Consider the following 22,271-nt stretch of genomic DNA (forward strand, 5'->3'; position numbering starts at 1 on the left):
TTAATTAGCTTCTATACTAGTCAGTAATTCGACAATAACACCCTACAAACAGTTAATACAACCATATAATAATGAGGAGTCAGGATGATCATTGGCGTACCTAAAGAGATAAAAAACCATGAATACCGTGTTGGTATGATCCCAGCAAGCGTGCGAGAACTAGTCTCACACGGCCATCAAGTTTTCGTTGAAACTAATGCTGGCACTGGTGTTGGTTTTTCAGACGATGATTACATCGCTGTAGGCGCATCCATTCTTCCTACCGCCGCTAACGTTTTTGCGCAAGCAGAGATGATTGTAAAGGTCAAAGAACCCCAAGCTGTCGAGCGTGCTATGTTACGTGAAGGCCAAGTATTATTTACTTATCTTCACCTAGCACCAGATTTTCCACAAACTGAAGAGCTAATTAAAAGCAAAGCTGTCTGCATTGCCTATGAGACTGTAACAGATAATATGGGTCGCTTACCACTATTAGCACCAATGTCAGAAGTTGCTGGGCGAATGTCTATACAAGCTGGTGCTCAAACACTCGAAAAGTCGAACGGCGGACGTGGTCTGCTACTCGGTGGCGTTCCTGGAGTAGAACCTGCTAAAGTTGTCGTCATTGGCGGCGGTGTTGTTGGTTCAAACGCTGCTCGTATGGCGGTGGGTATGCGTGCTGATGTCACAATCTTAGACCGTAGTATTGATACACTACGTGCTTTAGATGAAGAATTCCAGGGCCGCGCAAAAGTGGTTTATTCTACAGAAGATGCGTTAGAGAAGCATATTCTAGATGCTGACCTTGTGATTGGTGCAGTGTTGATCCCAGGCGCGGCAGCACCGAAGCTGGTCACAAAAGAGCACATTGCGAAAATGAAACCTGGCGCGGCTGTTGTTGATGTGGCCATTGACCAAGGTGGCTGCTTCGAAACATCACATGCGACTACACACGCCGATCCAACATACATTGTTGATGATGTGGTCCACTACTGTGTGGCAAACATGCCTGGTGCCGTTGCGCGTACGTCTACCTTCGCGCTCAATAACGCCACTTTGCCGTATATCATCAAGCTCGCAAACAAAGGTTATCAACAAGCACTCACTGAAGATAAAGGCTTTTTGGATGGACTTAATGTTATCCACGGTAAAGTGACATGCAAAGAAGTTGCCGAGAGCTTCGATTTAGAATTCGTTGACCCTATTGCCGCGATGGCAATGTTCAACTAATTTACGCTGTCGTATGACGATAAGTGACGAGTCACATCGTCATTGTAGAAACGGGCGAATTCGCCCGTTTTTTTATGTGTTTTTTATGGATATATCTTCTTTCACCCCATGTATGACAAGATTTCTAGGGGTTGTTGTTACTTCACAAAATGTAAAAACCTCCGCTTGATAGCCATGCTCTTCAAGGTACAACGCTTTATCCAACGCTAACCACAGTTCAAGCGGTCGACGGAAAATACCTTGAATCAAACTCAATGCTTCCATTTTCCAATAACGCTCATGCCCAATTTGTTCAAAATGTTCGTAATTGACACTTGGTAGTTGTAAGGACTTTTGATTTGCAGCCCATAAACAAAACGCTCCAAATCCCTCTGCTAACATGGATTTTTTAATACTAGGGATGGAGATATAGCCTTCGCTGAGTGCAAGCTCTCGACACAGGGCATCAAACCCTAAACGAAACGTCATTTCTTGCTCACGATGGCGTCTCACGCGTTCTCCACCCGTAATGGTTTCTTGAAGTGGGATGCGAAGCTCTTGTTTACTAAGCTGCAACGTATCGTGGCGAGCTTGCTGAGACATAGGTCGATAGTGCTCATCGCGAATAAGGTGATAGCAACACGGTGACAACGTGACAGCAGGAAGGTGATGTCGAACGGCATGTTCAATCAAAGTGACATGTAAATCACCACAGGCATGCAACGCGACGGCATGTTGCTTACCATCAAACACTTTATCTGAGTCTGGATGGAAGGCATCCCCTTGCACAAACGTCATTGGCAATGCCAATTTATTCGCCTCATCTTGGCCCAGTTCACACAGTACACTTTGAAACTCAAAGCTAGTGACCGTTTGGCGAGATTGTGAAGCCAGCAATCGGCCTAAATATCCTTTTCCAGAGCACCATTCTAGCCACTGAGAACCATGATGATCCGCTAAACAGACCTGGCTCAAAGAGGTGATTTGGTCAAGCTTTCTTCCTGGAATCCCAACCTCTAAACCTCTTGGCAAATTGGTACACCGAGCATGGGTCAAACGATGAGGCACGGTCAGTCCGCTCAGCTTATGAGCATCAGGAAGCCATGGAATAAGTGCAGCGGTAAGCCGTAAAGGGTCGCTTTTGTATTCAGCAATTTGTTGATGACTCAGTGACAAAAGCCAAGTAAGAAGATCGGCGTTGTTGTCTTGCCAAGAAACGTGGTCATCGATGACTTGATAGAATGGATCGGTACGCCAATAGCATTGGTGCTGTTTCAGCAGTTGCGTGACCAATTCGAATTGTTGCTGATTCACGATAATATGCTCCCCCTAACTATCTGGTGCGATTGTAGGGGGAAGCGTGAAACAACGGAAGTGTTTTGTGTTAGCGAACCGGCAAATCGATGTCTTTAAACATTTCTTCAATTTCCACGTTGGATTTTAAAGAAATGGCTTGCTCGACCACTGGCTTAGTCAGGTGGGGGGCGAAACGCTCCATGAAATCGTACATGTATGTCCGTAAGAACGTGCCACGACGGAAACCGATGCTGGTTGTACTCGCTTCAAATATATGACTCGCGTCAATCGCGACTAAGTCGGTGTCTTGGCTATTATCCATTGCCATACTGGCAATAACCCCGACGCCAATACCCATGCGTACGTAAGTTTTAATCACATCGGCATCGGTTGCAGTAAAGACGACTTTAGGTGTCAGGCCAACTTTATTAAATGCGGTGTCTAACTCAGAACGGCCAGTAAAGCCAAATACATAAGTCACCAGTGAGTACGCGGCAAGGTCTTCGATCGTCACTCGTGCTTTTTGTGCCAGCGGGTGATCTTTACGTACCACTATCGAGCGATTCCAATGGTAACAAGGCAGCATGATCGCGTCTTGATAAAGATGAAGCGCTTCGGTGGCGATTGCAAAGTTTGCCGTCCCTTTCGCGATGGCTTCCGACATTTGTGACGGCGTACCTTGGTGCATGTGCAGCGAGACTTTGGGATAACGAGTCGTAAAGCCTTTAATCACTTCTGGCAAAGCGTAACGAGCTTGCGTATGTGTCGTTGATATATTTAGCGTGCCCATTTCAGGGTGAGTATGCTCACCGGCTACCGCTTTTATGCTTTCAACACGCGACAGTATCTCTTGCGAAATACGGATGATATCTTTACCCGCTGGTGTCACTTGCGTTAGATGTTTTCCGCTTCGCTCAAATATTTGAATGCCAAGCTCATCTTCCAGTAACCGAACCTGCTTACTAATACCAGGTTGGGATGTGTATAAGCTTTCTGCAGTCGCCGAAACATTTAGATTATGGTTCAATACTTCAACGATATATCTCAACTGCTGTAACTTCATTGCGCCCTCGTCATCCTTGTCATTTGATGCTGTTCATCCGATAAATCCCAACAGCAAAGCATATAATTATTAGTTATAACGAATTACTAGAAAGATTAACAGTATTTTGCACATCTATTGCTCACATTTCTAAAAGTGAGTGAATAATCAACTATTTTGTTCGGTTTATGACCCAAACGACAACTTAGCGGTGTTGATGACTTTCGCTTTGGTGTATTCTGATTTTCTTGTTGTAGGGAAACTCACTGTAGATACAAAACGTTATGAATATTGGTTTGATCATCGCGCTTGTCGCACTCTTGCTTGTCCTCGTTCTCGGTTACAACACCATGTTGCAGTACAAACTGAAAGCTGAGGCGACGCGCAGACAAGAGTCTGCTCGCTATGTCGCGCTTATTGACGCCACTGAAGAGCTTATCGGTGGTGCGAGCTACCTACCGTACAGCAAAGAGCTCATGACTTGCTTACACAATCGAATTTTAGATGCCTTGAAAAATATGCATGAACTCGACCCGAAAAACAAACACCTCGCTCAACGTGTCGAATCGGCGCAGGTTCAGATTCAACAATTAAATGAAAACTACGAGGGCAACGAGGCAACGGCATTTAAGGTTCCTACCAGTGATAAACAAGCCATTGTTATGTTGAAACTTGTCAAGCGCCTTCGTGATACCATTCGAACCGAACACAACAAGGGCCGAATCGATACTCAATCCTATATGGTTGAAAACGGCCGCTTAGAAACCATTCAGATTAGAATCAATATCGAAAACGTGGTTAAACGCGCCCATGAGTCCATAGCAAAAGGACAACCCGGAACGGCAATACAGCTGTTGAAGAAAGGCATCGATGCCTTAAGTTCAAAAAATGATAATTACTCTATTCAGGCAAAGCAAAAACTGACCGATATACTGGATCAGCTGCAAAACTCAAGACAAGCAAAAGCCGATGAGCAACAGCAACAAGCTAGCCGCGAAAGAGATGACGATATTGACGCCCTGTTTGGTGAAAAGAAAAAGTGGTAGCATCATTCTTTAGCTACATTTGTTAGCGTGTCAATAATAGTATTCAAACCAAAGGTCGCTAAGGCGACCTTTTTCAATCGATCAACGAAGTCATACCATAATGAATCCAACTCAAATTGAACAAATTTTAGCGCCTATCAATACGTTTCTTCATTGTGCCACCCCCGACGAGTGGGTAACCGAAGCGAAGAAACCAGAGAACTTATCTGTTATTCTTATCGACCACTTATTATGTGAATTGAAAGCTGGGCAGTCAGCCATGTATTTGCTTCGTAAGTATGCGGTAGACTCTGCGAGTACGGCGTTATTGCAGGAGTGGTTCAAGCCTTATGAAGAGTTTGCCTATCGCAAGCAAGGGGATATGGCTTCATTACGCGGTAAAAGTAATATCTCCAAATCCATTATGGCGAAATCGGTCTCACCCTATAGCCAAGATTTGATCGATAAGATGGTGTTATTGATCAAAGAAGAGTTGCATCATTTTTATCAGGTATTAGAGATCCTGGAAGATAGGAAGATCCCCTACCATCCAATCCCAGCAGGTCGATATGCGAAGGGCTTATTGTCTAACGCAACAACGCATGAGCCAAATACCTTGATCGATAAATTGATCATTGGCGCTTATATCGAAGCCAGATCTTGTGAACGCTTTGCCAAGTTAGTCCCGCATCTAGATGAAGACATTGCTAAGTTTTATGTGTCTTTACTGCGCTCTGAAGCTCGACATTATCAAGATTACCTGACACTTGCTGAGCAAGTCGCTGGCGGTGATATTAGTGAAAGAGTGGAGTTTTTTGGAAAAATAGAAGCGAATTTAATTACCGCACCTGACAGTGACTTCAAGTTTCATAGTGGTGCTCCTGCATAGTACCACGCTGTTATTCAGGCTCTCTTACATCTTTATAACCCGTTTATTTGCCCTCCAACCCTGTTAATTAGGCGCTCAGTGCTCCTTAACTAAATAACGAATAAAAAGGCACTACCTCAATTTGAGACAGTGCCTTGTCAATTCAACTCTTAGCGGGCGATGTAAAGCCCATGTCACGCTAGACCAATGTCGGGTTAGATCAATGTCGCGTTAATCTCAGCTAAAACCTGAGATGGGTTAGAGGCTTGTGTTATGGGACGGCCAATCACCAAGTAATCAGACCCAGCTTGAATAGCCATGTCTGGGGTCATAATGCGTTTTTGATCGCCCACCGCGGCGCCCGCTGGACGAATACCAGGGGTGATGAGCTTAAACTCTTTACCCAATTCCGCCTTAAGCATACTTGACTCTTGAGCAGAGCATACCACGCCATCCAATCCAGAGCGTTTGGTTAGGTTTGCTAAGCGCAAGACCTGCTCTTGAGGCGTGACATCAATGCCAATACCCGCCAAATCAGATTGCTCCATACTTGTCAGTACAGTCACACCAATGAGTAACGGGCGATCCTTTCCGTATGGTTCCAATATTTCACGCGATGCCGTCATCATGCGTTCGCCACCGCCGGCGTGTACATTAACCATCCATACACCCAGTTCCGCGGCTGCACGCACAGCTTTCGAGCATGTATTAGGGATATCATGAAACTTTAAATCTAGAAACACTGAGAAGCCACGTTTATGCAGCTCACGAACAAAGTCAGGACCAAATAGTGTAAACATCTCCTTACCGACTTTCAGGCGGCAAGAGCTTGGGTCAATTCTATCAACAAAAGCTAGCGCATCGGCTTGGTTGTCATAATCCAGTGCAACTATCACTTTTTGGTCAATCATTCTTGCTCCTTACAAATATACTGATTTCTTACTCAAAAAAAGCAGCACCTCAAGTGCTGCATCTAAATATCGAACAACGAATTACTCGCCGTCTAACCCTCGAATTGGTTTGATCGTACCCCATCCTTTACAAGAAGGGCAGTGCCAATATAGTGAGTGGGTTGAAAAACCACATTTTCGGCAGCGATAATGAGGTTTAACTTTTAATTGCTCGCCAACCAAAGATTGCAAAGTCGTTAAACTCTCTTTCGCTCTGCCCTCTTCTGCATTAGCAAGGTGATAATCCATCAATCGATAGAACCCTTTCATTGTTGGGCTCTTGACTAACTGACGAGTCAGCAATGCTTGCGCTGACGCCGTCCCTTCATGATGTGCTACCAATTGAGCAAGCATTAACTCAGCAGAAACACCCGCACCTTTTTCAATACTCGCGCGCAAAAACTCGACTAAATCCTGCTCTTGCCCTAAATGGTGGTAACACTCTGCCAGTGTCGGTAGCACTTCACTGACAAAGTCTTTGTCTTGTTCCAGTACCGCTTCAAGATGCTCTATCGTTTTTAGGTAGTCTTCATTTTCAAGGTACAGGCGACCTAGTGCAATATTGGCACGTGCACACCTAGGATCAACCGCTAACGCTTTACGAAAATGTTGAATCGCTTTTTGTGTGTTGCTGTCTGACTGCTCAACCATTGCAAGTTCACACCAAAAATGAGCGATGTTATTTCTAACTCTCTTTTTACCCATTTTTAATAAGGCTGATGCATACTCAATGGCTTTATGCCACTCTTGAGTTTGCTCATAGATAGAGACTAATTGAACCAGCGCCCCTTCTCGGTGTTCTGGTTCTTCAACAAGTTGGACGAATATTTTTTCCGCACGGTCGAGAAAGCCCGACACCATATAGTCTTTAGCAAGCTGCTGTAAGGCAAGGTTTTTTTGCTCAATGGTGAGGCCAGAGCGAGAGATTAGATTTTGGTGGATGCGTATCGCACGGTCGACTTCGCCCCGGGAACGAAACAAATTACCTAATGCTAGGTGGGTATCTATCGTTTCATCATCGACTTGAAGCAACTCAATAAAATGGTCTACCGCTTTGTCTGACTGTTCGGAAAGCAACAGGTTAAGACCCGTCATATACTGACGAGATATTTGATGTGACTGCTCTTGTCTGTCATGTTTTACACTTCGCTGCCCCATATACCAACCATAGGCAGCAGCGATAGGTAAAAGTAGAAATAGTAGCTCAAGCATGTACTAAATAGGCCCTAGTCGTAATCAGCTGCTAGGACTGGTCGTCGCCACGTCTTTTGACTGGGATGGCGTTTGCTTTGCTAGTTTTTTTCTTAGTTTCCGAACCGTTAATTGGGACTTAAGATGAAGACTTCCGAAGATAATCCATGAAATGACGAAACCAACAACAAAAACCACACCAAGTAGCGTAGATAAATGAAACTCTCCTTGCGCTAGCAAGTAGTTAAATGTCACGACTTCTTGGTTCTGTGAACCAAGTGCCAGAGTAACTAAGAAAAGTACAATTAGTAAAATTATTTTTATAATCTTCATGTGTTTTCACCGCAGTCATTGGATAGCTAAGATTATGCAGCAAATAGCGTTCGCACACCATGTTTGTTCATCATAATCTTAATAATCTTCTTCATAATTAGCCTTGTATAACGCACAACCCACACGTTTCTAGATTGGCGTAAACGAAACGCTTTAATTAAATTCAGGAATGTAAAAACGGCACACTATCTGTATGCCGTTCCGTTGACCGAACTAAAGAGAAGACTTATAGACTTTCGTTTACTCGTTCACGTAATTCTTTGCCTGGCTTAAAGTGAGGGACATACTTGCCTTCTAATTCCACTTTGTCACCTGTTTTAGGGTTACGTCCTACACGTGGCTCACGGAAATGAAGTGAGAAGCTACCAAACCCACGAATTTCAATACGGTCACCGCTTTCAAGCGTGTTCGCCATATGTTCTAAAATGTCTTTTACCGCATCTTCAATTTCTTTTGCTGATAAGTGAGTTTGCTCTGCGCAGAGTCTTTCAATTAATTCAGACTTAGTCATAGGTGGTTATCCTCATTACTCTTCATGTTCAGTTGAAACTGGTTTTTATCATTATATAACATCAGTTCACTAACTGCCTGTATAAACAGATAATAGTCTATAATTCGCAAAGTTAAAAACAAAAAAAAGGAGCCTTTCGGCTCCTTTTCTCTTAGCAGAGTATATTACTCGCCTTTAGCAGCTTTAAATGCGTCTGCCATAGCACTACCGAACCCGCCGTCTTCTTGCTTGTTCAGTGAAGCCATTGCTTCTTGCTCATCAGCTTCATCTTTAGCTTTGATAGATAGGTTGATTACGCGGTTCTTACGGTCTACACCAGTGAACTTCGTTTCAACGCTGTCGCCAACGCTTAGGATTAGAGATGCGTCTTCAATACGGTCACGTGAAACTTCAGATGCGCGGATGTAACCTTCTACGCCTTCTTCAAGTTCAATAGTAGCGCCTTTCGCGTCTACTGCAGTAACAGTACCGTTAACTAGCGTGCCTTTCTTGTTATCAGCAACGTAAGCATTGAATGGGTCATTTTCCATTTGCTTAACGCCTAGAGAGATACGCTCGCGCTCTGCATCTACAGCTAGAACTACAGCTGAGATCTCGTCACCTTTCTTGTATTCACGAACAGCATCTTCGCCAGTTGCGTTCCAAGAAATATCAGATAGGTGTACTAGACCGTCGATGCCGCCTTCTAGACCGATGAAGATACCAAAGTCAGTAATAGACTTGATCTTACCAGTAACTTTGTCGCCCTTAGCTTGCATTTCTGCAAATGACTGCCATGGGTTCGCTTTACACTGTTTCAGACCTAGAGAGATACGACGACGTTCTTCGTCGATATCAAGAACCATAACCTCAACTTCGTCGCCAACATTAACAACTTTAGAAGGGTGGATGTTCTTGTTAGTCCAATCCATTTCTGAAACGTGTACTAGACCTTCAACGCCTTCTTCGATTTCAACGAAGCAGCCGTAGTCAGTTAGGTTAGTAACACGACCAGTTAGCTTGTGACCTTCTGGGTAACGCTTAGCGATTGCTACCCATGGATCTTCGCCTAGTTGCTTAAGACCTAGTGAAACGCGAGTGCGGTCACGATCGAACTTAAGAACTTTAACTAGGATTTCGTCACCAACGTTAACGATCTCAGATGGGTGCTTAACACGCTTCCAAGCCATATCAGTGATGTGTAGAAGACCGTCAACACCGCCAAGATCAACGAATGCACCGTAGTCAGTAAGGTTCTTAACGATACCTTTAACTTCAGTACCTTCTTGTAGAGTTTCAAGAAGTTCGTCACGCTCAACACTGTTTTCAGATTCGATAACAGCACGACGAGAAACAACAACGTTGTTACGCTTCTGGTCTAGCTTGATAACTTTGAACTCTAGCTCTTTGTTTTCTAGGTGAGCAGTGTCACGGATTGGACGTACGTCAACAAGAGAACCAGGAAGGAAAGCACGGATACCGTTAAGTTCAACAGTGAAACCGCCTTTAACTTTACCGTTGATGATACCAACAACAGTTTCAGCTTCTTCGTAAGCTTTCTCAAGAACGATCCAAGCTTCATGACGCTTCGCTTTCTCACGAGAAAGTTGAGTTTCACCGAAACCATCTTCAACAGCGTCTAGAGCAACGTCTACTTCAGCACCAACTTCAACTTCAAGTTCGCCAGCAGCATTCTTGAATTGTTCAGCAGGGATAGCAGACTCAGACTTAAGGCCAGCATCAACAAGAACGAAACCGTTCTCGATAGCTACTACAGTACCTTTAACGATACTACCTTGTTGGAATTCAGTTTCATTCAGAAACTCTTCAAAGAGTTGAGCAAAAGATTCAGTCATTATTTAATCTTCAATTAGTAAACGTCCACGGGTATCCTACCGCATGGGGTTGATAATTTCGCCAGTCATCATCCTTGCGACCAACGTTCGAAACCCACCAAGCCTAGTACTAATGTACTTCTACTTAGTGAGATTAGATTCGATATATTTTAGCGCTTTTTCGACAACCTGCGTAATATTTAACGAGGTAGAATCAAGCACTAGAGCGTCATCAGCTGGACGTAGAGGGGCAACCGCTCGGTTGCGATCTCTGAAGTCTCGCTCTTCGATCTCGCTCAAAAGGTCGTCAAATTTAACATCTAAACCCTTTAGTTGCAACTGCTTAAAGCGGCGATGCGCCCTTTCTTCTGCACTTGCATCTAAGAAAATTTTCACAGGCGCTTGTGGGAAAACAACCGTACCCATGTCACGGCCATCGGCAACTAAGCCTGGTGCGATATTAAAAGCACGTTGACGGCGTAATAATGCTTCTCGCACTCGAGGTAGAGCCGCTATTTTTGATGCCGCATTGCCCGTTTCTTCTTTACGAAGTTCACCAGACACATCTTCACCTTCCAGAATCACCTTAACAAGATCGCCTTCCGCAATGAATTGAACGTCAAGATGGACAGCAATGGGTACCAATACGTCTTCTGATTCGAGGTCAACGCCATGATGAATAGCCGCCAATGCTAATACGCGATAAATAGCACCTGAATCGAGTAAATGAAAGCCTAGTTTATCAGCCAGTAACATACACAGCGTGCCTTTACCTGCGCCACTTGGTCCATCTACGGTAATTACGGGTGTCATTGAGGACATGTTTTACTCCACGTTGTTTAATTTGGCTAAATATCTTTATTATTCTTCATTTTTACGGCGCAAAATTATATACCCAATCCATTCAACATACCATTTTCTTTGGGATTCATTTCTGACGTGCTTTTGTTCTATCTTTACTTCATTTTTTAGAATGGGTCACATTATTGTCATACAATAATATTGTAAGGTAATGTTATCTCCAGAACATCGACACCAAGGAAAATAACAATGAAAAAGGTTCAATTAAGTTTACTTACGCTTAGCATCATTGCAGGGTCAGCCATCGCTGCGTCTTCTGACACTCTAGATATGACATCGTTTAATCTTGACCCTCAAAAAGCACCAGCACAAAACTTTGATTTAACCAATTGGAAAATCACCCTTCCAGAGTTAACAACAGAAGGGTCTCGTAAAGGGAAAGCATTAGAAATTGCTAAAGATGAACTTGGCAATACCACAACACCTTATGTCCACCCAGAGTGGTTCTATACAAACAAAGAAACTGGTGCCCTTGTATTTGTTGCACCAAATGAAGCACCAACCACACCAAACAGCAAAAATACCCGTAGTGAGCTGCGTGGCATGCTAGCGAAAACTTATGGTGAACCAAAGAATAACTTCGTTATAGCCTCACACCCAAATGCATCCGAATATGGCGCTATCGGTGGCACACTGAAAGCAACATTATCAGTGGATCAAGTGAGTGAAAGCGGTAACTACAAAAAAAATGGCGCTTTCGCCGTTGTCATTGGTCAGATCCATGGTTCTAAAAACGAACCATTAAAGATTTCTTATCGTAAACTTCCCGATCATGAACACGGCTCATTGGCTTGGAACTACGAATTGAATCCGACTAAGGATTTACAAAACGCCAAAGATGAAAACGGCAAAAAACTTCGTAAGGATATTCGTCACGACGTCTTTGGTAAGCACAACCTGCGTAAAGGGGCTGCTGATCCGCAAGATGGCATTAAACTCGGAGAGATTTTTTCTTACGAAGTTAACGTCGATGGCGACATCATGCACCTAACGTTTACTAAGAATCCAGGTACGTCTGATGCGATTGTGAAAACATTTGATGTCGACCTAGCAAAAGGAAATTACCAAGGTAACGAGGTCGACCAGGGTTACGGTAGTGACTGGATGTATTACAAAGCCGGCGTATACAACCAGTGCAATACCAAAAAGAGCAGCTCCGATTGTCAATGGCGTGGTATGGAAGCCGGCGACTATACACAAGCGAGCTTCTACCAGTTAGAGCTGGATCAATAACCGTTAGGTGTTAATTGAGCCCAAATTTAAAAGGACCCAACACTTTGTGTTGAGTCCTTTTTTATCAAATGCATTGTCATGATTCGAAGTACTTTAACAATATAAAATACTTACACTATTGGCCGCTGACCACGGCTAATCCATTTCATCAATACGTTATCAGCCGCTTGCCCAGCCGCACCTGAAAATTTATCCGCAAGCTTCTTCTTTTGAACATAGTGAATCGCAAGTACGGTTTTTTCTTTGCAAGCCGCCGTCACCACATCATCTGATGTTTGAATTGCATCAACTAAGCCGAGGGTTTTGGCTTGTGTTCCAAACCAATGTTCACCCGTTGCCACTTTTTCCAGATCAAGTGCAGGACGGTGCTCCCTAATAAAGTCTTTGAACAAGCCGTGGGTCTCTTCCAGCTCTTCTTTGAATTTATCACGTGCTTTATCGGTATTTTCACCAAACATCGTCAGCGTACGTTTGTATTCACCTGCCGTGAGCTGTTCAAATTCGATATCATTCTTTTTCAGCAGCTTATGGAAGTTTGGCAACTGTGCAATAACACCAATAGAACCAACGACAGCAAAAGGTGCCGACACGATCTTATCTGCAATGCATGCCATCATGTAACCACCACTCGCTGCTACCTTGTCAACCGAGATAGTGAGTGGCAGGTTTGCCCCTTTGATTCTGTCGAGTTGTGAAGAAGCAAGGCCGTAAGCATGTACCATACCGCCGCCCGATTCCAAGCGCACTAACACCTCATCGCCAACACGTGCGACAGCTAAAATAGCACTCACTTCTTCTCTTAATGACGCGACTTCTTTAGCGTCAATGCTACCGTTAAAATCTAAAACAAAAAGATGTGGCTCACGCTTACTATCAAGGTCACCATTTTTTGAGGCTTTCTTAATTTCTTTTTCACGTGATTTACTTTTTTCTTTTTCCGCTTTTTTCTCAGCCTTATCTCGTGCTTTTATGAATGACTCATCATGTAAATGGTGCTCTAACTGCTCAACCGTTTGTTTTCTTTGTTCAGTCAAGTTAGTCACTTCAAGCGCACCTTTAGCACCACCTGAACGACCACCTACTGATTTCGCCACCACAATGAGTGCCAAGATGGCCGCCAATACCGTCACGATTTTAGCTAGAAAAAGCCCGTAATCTAATAAAAATTCCAATGTCTTATCCCCAATCCTACGAATTAGTGTATTGTAACCAACTTGTCACGATTACCAAGAATTATTCAAAACTAAGGAAGTGTTCTGTGGAATATTCAACCGCTCCTGAGGCGCTAAAAGGTAAAGTTATCCTCATTACTGGCGCTGGGGCTGGCATCGGCCGTCAAGCGGCACTTAGCTACGCCAAACATGGCGCTACTGTCATTTTACTCGGCCGTAATGTGGCGAACTTAGAGCTAATTTACGATGAAATTGAAAAAGCTGGTTACCCGCAACCTGCTATCATCCCACTCGACCTCAAGGGCGCGACAAAACAGAATTACATTGATATGGCCGAGACTATCGAAGGTCAATTTGGACACCTAGATGGGCTGGTTCATAATGCAGGCGTCTTAGGCACGCTAAGCCCATTCGATCAAATTGATGAAGAAACGTTTGATGATGTTATGCAGATCAATGTCAAAGCTGAGTTTCTTATGACACAAGCCTTATTGCCTATTTTGAAAAAATCACAAGCAGGTCGAATTATTTTTACTTCTTCAACTGTTGGGCATATCGGCCGCACATTCTGGGGAACGTACGCGATCTCCAAGTTTGCGACTGAAGGTATGATGCAAATCTTAGCCGATGAACTCAGTGATTCTGCCATCCGTGTCAATGCGATAAACCCAGGAGCAACGCGTACACGTATGCGTGCAAAAGCTTATCCTGGTGAAGATGCGAATGCCTTGAAAACGCCAAGTGACCTCATGCCTTTATACCTGCACCTAATGGACCCTTCAGTATCTGATATCAACGGGCAATGTATAGACGCTCAACCTAAGCGTTAGCAACGCCTAGTTATTCACAGATCAATGGCTAACCGCTTTAAGCTTTAACGATAAGTGAGTGCCAAAGCACTCACTTATTTAGCCCACTACCCTAAGTGTTGCCTCAAAAACTCCCCAGCCACTGCGCTGCCATGCTGGTAGTCCTCTAAAATCTGATCCTTATGGCTCATTAATCCTTTGGACGTCAACTCATGTTTCGGCTGTATATGCCACAATTTCACCTCTTCCGGAGGGGATAGTAGAAATTGCTCAACCTGACTATGGTTATTGTAATGCGCCACCAGCATGTCTAAATGGCTCGTACCATTTCGGCTAAAAGGCACACGCTTGTTCTGAATATCAATCAAGCGAGATAGCTTTTCATTGTCGTTAATCCAAGTCGACAGCTTACTTTTTTCACTCTGAGGGATTTTGTACAATTCGGCTTGGTTTGCAGTAAATTGCTTATAATCCATTTTGATACTGTGAAGCTTTTCTGAAAATTGCTTATGGAATTCGGTCAACTTTTCTTTCGTACCCGAAACTTTGAGATGATTTAAATGCGTATCTAGCCCCGCTTCCAATTCTTTTTTCCAGCGCTCCAACGACTCCATGGCAGGAGACGGCGTTAGCTCTTTTCGATTGCCTTCTGGGATAGTGCTGATCACCACCATATTGTTAATACCTCGACGACAAGACTCCTGCACAGGGATCGTTGCAGACACCCCTCCATCTACCCATTTTTTGCCATCAAACTCAATATCATGATAATAAAGCATCGGGATCGCACAGGTTGCCCTAAGTACATCAAACCAATTATCCGCAAAAATCGGATAGTAATAATCTTGTAGATCTTCTACATCAGTAATACAGGCCAGCGCCACCTTGTTGTCACCGAGTTGAATCTTTCCTTTAGGGATATTTAGTGGGAACTCGCCTGTATTCACAAACTCAAAAGCCCAGTCTAGATCCATAGGCTGCTGCTTTTGAAGCAGTTTATTGACGTCAAAAAAACGTCCTCGCGTCGTATAATTGAGAATAAAATCTAACCCGAGCCCTTTTTGCTGAGTGACAAAAGAAGACACATTGAGCGCCCCAGCTGAGGTACCAATATATAAGGAAAACGGATCGAATTTAGCATCAATAAATTTATCTAAAACACCCGCGGCAAACGCCCCTTTTTGTCCGCCACCTTGGACGATCAAAGAATATTGTTGATCCTTCGTGAACACACAGCTCTCCTCACATTTTTTTATTCTTTCTTGAGATTAAAATAATTACTCTAGCCTGAACATCATTTTTCAAGATAATGCATCAAAACTGGTGACACCTTCTCACTAACTTCTTGATTATCAGCTTGACCCATAATTTTAGTCCCATTCACATTGAATACCATTTGCAGTCAGTCGATTCTCATTTATACTGTATGAATATACAGGTATTCATTATGCATGATTTAATCACTGAACTACAACATAAGCAATTGATCTGGAAAGGAAGTCACCCCTTAACCGCTTCAAACAACCATCATTCCACTGGTTTTAGCAAACTGGATCAATCACTCAATGGTGGGTTCCCTAGCCACGGGGTCATTGACATTCAATCCGCCACTGGCATTGGTGAACTAAGACTTCTCAGCCCTTACATAGCAACTCACACAGAAGAACGGCTTTTGGTATTAATCAACCCACCTGGTTATGTCTGTGCTGAGTACCTCTTAAACCAAAATATTAGCCCTTCACAGGTGTTGTTGATTTATCCAACATCAACAGCAGACGCCCTATGGGCCGCGGAGCAAAGCTTAAAAAGTGGCGCGAGTAGTTGTGTGTGTTTGTGGCAAAGTGACATTGAGATTCATCATGCAAAGCGTCTTCAAGTCGCGAGTGAAACCGGCCAGTGCCTGCAAGTTTTATTTAGACCAATGCAGTCACATCGCTTCTCTCTCCCTGTGTCATTAGGTTTACTTTTAGCCCCTCATGAGTCAGGGCTTGAAGTGACTATTACTAAACAAAAAGGTGATTTTCCTCGAGCACCTTTTATTATCAATATGGCATCGTATTGGCCTGAGCTAACCATCAAAACACCTCTTGTTATCGTCCCATCAATTCGACAGCAACAGCAAGGGTAAAAAGTATTATGTTATTGTGGTTATATCTGCACTTCCCTACCTTGCAACTGGACACCTTATTCCGTCAAGATGATGACGATGTCGCTTTAGCGATCGTTGATGGGCATCAACACGATATTATCCAACTTAACACCGAGGCACAAAAACAAGGCTTACAGTTAGGGATGGGACTTGGTAGCGCCGCTGCGCTTTGTCAAGACTTACAAGTTCACCCTTATGATGCCAAGTTAGAAAATCAGCGACTCGCGGACATCGCTCAATGGCTTTACCTGATTACGTCAGATATCACCTTGTTCCCGCCTAATGGCATTCTTATTAAGGTCACAAATATGTTGTCCCTATATGACAACATCGAAAACTACTGGCGCGCACTGTCACAGCATCTAGCACATTTGCATATCAACACATATTACTCTACAGGCCAATCTCCTTACGCGGCGATGATCATGGCAAAGCAAAAGTGCAACTGGATAGAAACGAATCCGCAGCAGCTTAAAAAGAGGATGAGTGGTTACTCACTTTCCTTAACTGAGTTGGAGACAAAACAAGTAGAGAAATTGCAGCGAGTAGGAATCCAAAATCTTTCCGATTTATTGGCACTTTCTTTACCTGAAGTCGCCAAACGATTTGATATCGAGTTAGTTAATTACGTCGGTAGGCTCACTGGGCAATTCAAGCATCCTATCAATTTTTATCATCCACCTGAGCAGTTCTCTCATTACCTAGAGCTGTTGTTTGATATTGAGAATGTTGCATGGCTGCACAACCCACTTACGCGCTTATTCCAGCAGCTGGAAGTATTTTTGAGATTACGTGACAAAGTTGCCTACGAGCTTAATCTAACCCTCCACCAGCGAGATCATGATGATAGTCATATCCAACTTCATTCCGCTCAAGGCGATTATCTAGTGGCTAAATGGCAGTCTTTATCAACACTGACACTCGAAAACCTGCAAATAGACGCGGCCATTAATGGGCTCACGCTCTCTGTGATCAGAATGGGAGAGCATCAAATCAATGAATATGACTTATTCGAAGGCATAACGAGTAATCAAACGCCACTAGAACTCGTTTCTATTTTGCAAGCAAAGCTCGGCAAACAGGCCGTGACATCTTTACATTTTACGGATGATCCTAGGCCCGAAATGGCCACCCAGCCTATCGCCTTTTCTCAGACTACACATGGGCCAAAAGCACCTTTTAGCAAGACCTGTCAAAAATTAAGACCCAGCTTGTTATACCCCCACCCCTTCCCGTTAACCGACAAAGTATCCATCACATTAGGCCCAGAACGCGTCATTAGTGGTTGGTGGGATGGTTATCAAGTAAAACGAGACTATTTCATTGCGCGCAACGCTTTTGGTCAATGGTTGTGGATCTTTAGAACCGAGGACTATCACTGGTTCGTACACGGCCAATTCAGTTAAGGAATAATATGAAGTACGCTGAATTATTTTGTCAAAGCAACTTTTCGTTTCTCACTGGGGCTTCGCATGCAGAAGAACTGATGTTACAAGCCGATTTTCTGCAATATGCTGCGCTGGCCATCACCGATGAATGCTCCGTCGCCGGGGTGGTGCGCGCTCACACAGCCATCAAACAGCATAATCTCACGATTCAACAAATCGTTGGCAGCATGTTTTGGCTCAATGCTGAATGTCAATTCATTCTCATTAGCCCAAATCGCGACGCCTATGCAGAACTATGTCGAGTCATTACCAACGCAAGGCGCCGCTGTAAAAAGGGGGATTATCAACTATCAGAATGGGACATTATGTCATTACGCCATTGCTTTATTATTTGGCTACCCACCGGTGACGAACATGATCGGAAATGGGGACAATGGTTATGTAAGCACCATAAGCAAAGGGTTTGGATTGGCCTCCAGCGACATCTGACGTCTCATGAGCATCGTTATTTGCAACATTGCCAGTCACTATCAAAATATCTCGACATCACGATTACGGCTTGTGGCGGGGTACTCATGCACACCGCAACTCGCCTTCCTCTCCAGCACACATTAACGGCCATACGCTTAAACACTTCTATTGATAACGTCTGTGGCCAACTGCTCGTCAATGCTGAGCGTTGCTTACGGTCAAAAACTAAGCTCGAAAAGCTCTACTCTCAAGAGTGGATAGACGAAAGTGTTCATATCGCGCAACGATGTAAGTTTTCCCTCGGAGAGCTTCGCTACGAATACCCAAGTGAATTAGTCCCAAACGGCGAAACGCCAATGACGTATTTACGAAAGTTGGTTGAGCATGGTAAACACACTCGCTTTCCTGAAGGAATATCTAATGAAATTGAAGACATCATAGAGAAGGAATTAAGGTTAATTGATGAACTCAACTACCCCTTTTTCTTTCTCACCATTCATGACGTTGTTATGTTTGCCAAGCGACAAGGCATCCTCTATCAAGGCCGGGGCTCCGCCGCGAATTCCATCGTCTGCTATTGCTTGTATATTACCTCCGTGGATCCTCGACAGATTTCAGTTTTATTTGAACGCTTCATTAGTAAAGAACGTAATGAGCCACCAGATATCGATGTTGACTTTGAGCATGAGAGACGTGAAGAAGTCATTCAATACCTTTACCAAAAATATGGCAGAGAACGTGCTGCACTGGCGGCAACGGTCATTTCTTATCGATTTAAAAGCGCAGTAAGAGACGTAGGAAAGGCGCTTGGCGTCAGGGAGGTTCAGCTTGATTACTTTATCAAAAATATCAATCGTCGCGACCATAGTACAGGATGGCAGGCCCAGATCATCGAACTTGGGCTACAACCTGATTCCTTAAAAGGCCAACACTTTATTGAGCTAGTCAATGATATCATGGGGTTTCCGAGGCACCTCTCTCAACACGTCGGTGGGTTTATTATCTCATCCGGGCCGTTGTATGAACTCGTACCGATTGAAAATGCTGCGATGAATGAACGAACGGTTATTCAATGGGATAAGGATGATTTAGAAAGCTTAGGGTTACTCAAAGTGGATGTACTTGCCCTTGGCATGCTGACCGCCATTCGAAAGTGCTTTCAATTAGTCAAACAACATTATGGCCATGACCTTAGTATTGCCAGCATCACTCGACGAAAAGATGATGCGAATGTCTATCGCATGTTACAACAAGCCGATACTGTCGGCGTATTCCAGATTGAATCGAGAGCACAGATGAGTATGTTGCCGCGCCTAAAACCAGCGACGTATTACGACCTCGTGATCCAAATTGCCATTGTTCGTCCTGGTCCTATCCAGGGGGATATGGTGCACCCTTTTCTAAAGCGTAGAAACGGTGAAGAAGCCATCTCTTATCCCTCAAAGGAAGTCGAAGAGGTATTATCTCGCACACTTGGTGTGCCCATTTTCCAAGAACAAGTCATCAAACTCGCCATGGTTGCCGCAGGCTTTAGCGGCGGGGAAGCCGATAAACTGCGCCGAGCAATGGCGGCTTGGAAAAAAAACGGTAGCATCTTTACGTTTCGTTCCAAGCTCATCAACGGCATGCTAGAAAGAGGCTATGAACGTGATTTTGCGGAACGCTTATTTGAACAGATTTGTGGCTTTGGTGAGTACGGATTCCCTGAAAGCCACTCCGCCTCATTTGCCGTATTAGCGTATTGTTCTGCTTGGCTGAAATACTACTACCCTGAAGTCTTTTATACCTCCTTGCTCAATAGTTTACCGATGGGTTTCTACAGTGCTTCTCAACTACTACAAGACGCCAAGCGTCATGGTGTCAGCATTTTGCCGATATGCATCAACCATTCGCAATACCACCACTATTTAGTCGAAAACGTTCACCATCAAGACACCGTCTTGTCAATCCGCCTTGGCTTCACACAGATTAAGGGATTGAGCCAAGAAAGCGTAAAGAGAATTCTTCAACATCGTCCTAAAGAAGGATTCACTACACCAACACAAATTAAGCAATTGGGACTCAACAAGAAAGAGCTGGAACAATTGGCATCAGCGGACGCTTTACAATCGATTTCAGGCGATCGTTATTCGACACGCTGGGCCATGATGGACAATGCACATGATCTCCCGCTATTTCAATCGCTCCCTTACGAATCCAAAGCGCTTCCCAATACGCCAACAGAAATAGATAACGTTCTTGAAGATTTTTCATCGACAAACGTCTCATTACGACAACACCCAATTACGTTACTTGATAGAGCAGGTACGCTAGGCCGCTTTACACGTATGCAGGAACTGCATCAGCACGCGCATAAATCGATGGTCAATGTCGTTGGACTAGTGACGGGGAAGCAATCGCCTGGCACGGCTGCTGGGGCCACATTCATTACCTTGGAAGATGATACTGGCAATATTAATATTGTGGTTTGGAGCGCTACCGCGAAAGCACAAAAAAAGGCTTACTTAACGGCTAAGATTTTAAAAATAAGTGGGATTTTAGAAAGAGAGGGAGACGTCACACATATCATTGCTGGTAGGCTCACCGACATGACACATGAACTGTCCAAACTCACCATTCAATCGCGGCAGTTTCACTAGCCTTAAACTAGACTGGACGTAAACTAGAAACAATAAAAAAGGGAGCAAATGCTCCCTTTTCAATCCAAGCTATCACTACGCTTCAAGCATTGAATTATCGATCTATTTCAACTGCCGCTTCCGTACGTCTTTTCTTCCATTCCTTGAAGACCAGTAAACTTAAAGTCATGATGACTTTTGAAGTTAGCCAAATCATTCTGATGGAACAACCTTAGTCAGTAGTTTTATAATCTGCGGTACTTATCGTAATAGCACAATTCGCAATAGCACAATAAATACACAAGAATGATAACATGACATTAATTCATCCGTAACAAAGCAAATAGAGCAAAAAGTCTAAATTATAATATTTGACCCATCCGCTGCTGTACAACGTCGACTAACAGATCAGGCTGGAATTTCGAAATAAACCGGTCACAACCAACTTTCTCAACCATTGCGTCATTGAAGCTACCGCTAAGAGAAGTATTGAGCGTAATATACAACTGACTCATTCTCGGGTCGCTTCGAACTTCGTGAGTAAGTTTATATCCGTCCATTTCCGGCATTTCTGCATCCGTGATCATCATTAACAGTTCGGAGCAAACATCAATACCTTCGTCGCACCACTGTTTAAGTAATCTAAGGGCCATCGCGCCATCAAAACACTCGATAATTTCGACACCGAGTTGAGATAAAGTGCCTTTTACTTGGCTCCTAGCAGTTGATGAATCATCAACAATTAATATTTTTTTCCCAGCAAGATGAGGCAAGAGGGCCTTATCCAGTGTCTCTTCTGAGATACTCACATCATAATCAATGATCTCAGCAAGTACTTTCTCGACATCAATAATTTCAACCAATTCGATTAATTGGTCTTGTTCAACTTTGGTAATCGCTGTGAGATAATTGGCACGTCCAACCGTACGAGGCGGTGGTTGAATTTCCGTCCAAGTTGTATTAACAATGTTTCGAACCTCACCGACAAGAAACCCCTGAACCGTACGATTATACTCAGTAATAATAAGATTATGGTCCCCCCCTTCCGCAGGTCTAGGAAAACCCACAGCTCGACGAAGGTCAATAACTGGCACAGAGACACCACGTAGTGATGCCACACCACAGATACTAGGGTGAGAGCCGGGAAGTTGAGTAAGCACAGGAAGCTTAATCACTTCCTTTACCTTGAATACATTTATAGCAAAAGTCTGACGGCTGTTCAGGTTGAACAATAAAAGTTCTAACCTGTTTTCTCCCACCAATTGCGTTCTTTGATCAACTGAACTTAATACGCTCGACATGAGACTTCCTTGGCAAAACACATACGAAGATTCTTATCTCATGTAATTGGC

Annotated in this window: 19 protein-coding genes; 8 read left to right on the forward strand and 11 right to left on the reverse strand. The window is 43.8% G+C overall.

Annotated features, from left to right (window positions below):
* Positions 1 to 84: 84 nt before the first annotated feature.
* The gene (gene ald, locus AB4405_RS09355) at positions 85 to 1,209 is read left to right on the forward strand and encodes an alanine dehydrogenase (RefSeq protein WP_372060542.1); all 1,125 of its coding nucleotides are present in this window, start codon (positions 85 to 87) and stop codon (positions 1,207 to 1,209) included.
* 72 nt (positions 1,210 to 1,281) lie between these two features.
* Here ald and AB4405_RS09360 read toward each other — a convergent pair whose 3' ends face one another.
* The gene (locus tag AB4405_RS09360) at positions 1,282 to 2,502 is read right to left on the reverse strand and encodes a methyltransferase (RefSeq protein ID WP_372060543.1); all 1,221 of its coding nucleotides are present in this window, start codon (positions 2,500 to 2,502) and stop codon (positions 1,282 to 1,284) included.
* Positions 2,503 to 2,572: 70 nt separating this feature from the next.
* Entirely contained in the window at positions 2,573 to 3,547 is a 975-nt protein-coding gene (gene cysB / locus AB4405_RS09365) for an HTH-type transcriptional regulator CysB (protein WP_372060544.1), read from the reverse strand.
* 263 nt (positions 3,548 to 3,810) lie between these two features.
* On the opposite strand from cysB, the gene AB4405_RS09370 reads away from it, so the two are divergent.
* Complete coding sequence (locus tag AB4405_RS09370) at positions 3,811 to 4,572, forward strand: DNA repair protein (RefSeq protein WP_372060545.1); 762 nt, start codon at positions 3,811 to 3,813, stop codon at positions 4,570 to 4,572.
* Positions 4,573 to 4,672: 100 nt separating this feature from the next.
* Complete coding sequence (miaE, locus tag AB4405_RS09375) at positions 4,673 to 5,440, forward strand: tRNA isopentenyl-2-thiomethyl-A-37 hydroxylase MiaE (protein ID WP_372060546.1); 768 nt, start codon at positions 4,673 to 4,675, stop codon at positions 5,438 to 5,440.
* A gap of 194 nt (positions 5,441 to 5,634) precedes the next feature.
* Here miaE and pyrF read toward each other — a convergent pair whose 3' ends face one another.
* The 6 genes from pyrF to cmk all read right to left on the reverse strand — a co-directional run bounded on the left by pyrF (position 5,635) and on the right by cmk (position 11,040).
* The gene (gene pyrF, locus AB4405_RS09380) at positions 5,635 to 6,330 is read right to left on the reverse strand and encodes an orotidine-5'-phosphate decarboxylase (protein ID WP_102471658.1); all 696 of its coding nucleotides are present in this window, start codon (positions 6,328 to 6,330) and stop codon (positions 5,635 to 5,637) included.
* 81 nt (positions 6,331 to 6,411) lie between these two features.
* The gene (gene lapB / locus AB4405_RS09385) at positions 6,412 to 7,581 is read right to left on the reverse strand and encodes a lipopolysaccharide assembly protein LapB (RefSeq protein ID WP_372060547.1); all 1,170 of its coding nucleotides are present in this window, start codon (positions 7,579 to 7,581) and stop codon (positions 6,412 to 6,414) included.
* Positions 7,582 to 7,605: 24 nt separating this feature from the next.
* On the reverse strand, positions 7,606 to 7,893 hold the full coding sequence (locus AB4405_RS09390; RefSeq protein WP_102471660.1) for a LapA family protein: 288 nt from the start codon (positions 7,891 to 7,893) through the stop codon (positions 7,606 to 7,608).
* Between the two features lie 226 nt (positions 7,894 to 8,119).
* Positions 8,120 to 8,404: an integration host factor subunit beta gene (gene ihfB / locus AB4405_RS09395; RefSeq protein WP_102471661.1), complete on the reverse strand. Its 285-nt coding sequence runs from the start codon at positions 8,402 to 8,404 to the stop codon at positions 8,120 to 8,122.
* A gap of 164 nt (positions 8,405 to 8,568) precedes the next feature.
* Entirely contained in the window at positions 8,569 to 10,239 is a 1,671-nt protein-coding gene (rpsA, locus tag AB4405_RS09400; RefSeq protein WP_102471662.1) for a 30S ribosomal protein S1, read from the reverse strand.
* Between the two features lie 120 nt (positions 10,240 to 10,359).
* Positions 10,360 to 11,040: a (d)CMP kinase gene (gene cmk, locus AB4405_RS09405; protein ID WP_102471663.1), complete on the reverse strand. Its 681-nt coding sequence runs from the start codon at positions 11,038 to 11,040 to the stop codon at positions 10,360 to 10,362.
* Between the two features lie 228 nt (positions 11,041 to 11,268).
* Between cmk and AB4405_RS09410 the strand changes: the two genes are divergently transcribed.
* Positions 11,269 to 12,312 (forward strand): polysaccharide lyase family 7 protein, encoded by a 1,044-nt coding sequence (locus tag AB4405_RS09410; protein WP_372060548.1) that lies wholly within the window; start codon positions 11,269 to 11,271, stop codon positions 12,310 to 12,312.
* Between the two features lie 110 nt (positions 12,313 to 12,422).
* Here AB4405_RS09410 and sohB read toward each other — a convergent pair whose 3' ends face one another.
* Positions 12,423 to 13,484 carry a protease SohB gene (gene sohB / locus AB4405_RS09415; RefSeq protein WP_102471665.1) on the reverse strand — a complete coding sequence of 354 codons (1,062 nt, stop codon included), beginning with the start codon at positions 13,482 to 13,484 and terminating at the stop codon, positions 12,423 to 12,425.
* Positions 13,485 to 13,570: 86 nt separating this feature from the next.
* On the opposite strand from sohB, the gene AB4405_RS09420 reads away from it, so the two are divergent.
* On the forward strand, positions 13,571 to 14,314 hold the full coding sequence (locus tag AB4405_RS09420) for a YciK family oxidoreductase (RefSeq protein WP_372060549.1): 744 nt from the start codon (positions 13,571 to 13,573) through the stop codon (positions 14,312 to 14,314).
* Positions 14,315 to 14,400: 86 nt separating this feature from the next.
* On the opposite strand, the gene AB4405_RS09425 is transcribed toward AB4405_RS09420, so the two are convergent.
* On the reverse strand, positions 14,401 to 15,525 hold the full coding sequence (locus AB4405_RS09425; protein WP_372060550.1) for a patatin-like phospholipase family protein: 1,125 nt from the start codon (positions 15,523 to 15,525) through the stop codon (positions 14,401 to 14,403).
* 215 nt (positions 15,526 to 15,740) lie between these two features.
* Between AB4405_RS09425 and imuA the strand changes: the two genes are divergently transcribed.
* Genes imuA through AB4405_RS09440 form a run of 3 tightly spaced genes read left to right on the forward strand, consistent with a single transcriptional unit; the run spans position 15,741 to position 20,940 of the window.
* Positions 15,741 to 16,421: a translesion DNA synthesis-associated protein ImuA gene (imuA, locus tag AB4405_RS09430; RefSeq protein WP_372060551.1), complete on the forward strand. Its 681-nt coding sequence runs from the start codon at positions 15,741 to 15,743 to the stop codon at positions 16,419 to 16,421.
* Between the two features lie 8 nt (positions 16,422 to 16,429).
* Positions 16,430 to 17,848 (forward strand): DNA polymerase Y family protein, encoded by a 1,419-nt coding sequence (locus AB4405_RS09435; RefSeq protein WP_372060552.1) that lies wholly within the window; start codon positions 16,430 to 16,432, stop codon positions 17,846 to 17,848.
* Between the two features lie 8 nt (positions 17,849 to 17,856).
* The gene (locus AB4405_RS09440; protein WP_372060553.1) at positions 17,857 to 20,940 is read left to right on the forward strand and encodes an error-prone DNA polymerase; all 3,084 of its coding nucleotides are present in this window, start codon (positions 17,857 to 17,859) and stop codon (positions 20,938 to 20,940) included.
* 341 nt (positions 20,941 to 21,281) lie between these two features.
* On the opposite strand, the gene AB4405_RS09445 is transcribed toward AB4405_RS09440, so the two are convergent.
* Positions 21,282 to 22,220, reverse strand: a complete 939-nt coding sequence (locus AB4405_RS09445) for a chemotaxis protein CheV (protein WP_102471671.1) — start codon at positions 22,218 to 22,220, stop codon at positions 21,282 to 21,284.
* Positions 22,221 to 22,271 lie beyond the last annotated feature (51 nt).

Origin of the sequence: Vibrio sp. 10N.261.51.F12 (assembly GCF_041471725.1) — a bacterium.
GTDB lineage: Bacteria > Pseudomonadota > Gammaproteobacteria > Enterobacterales > Vibrionaceae > Vibrio.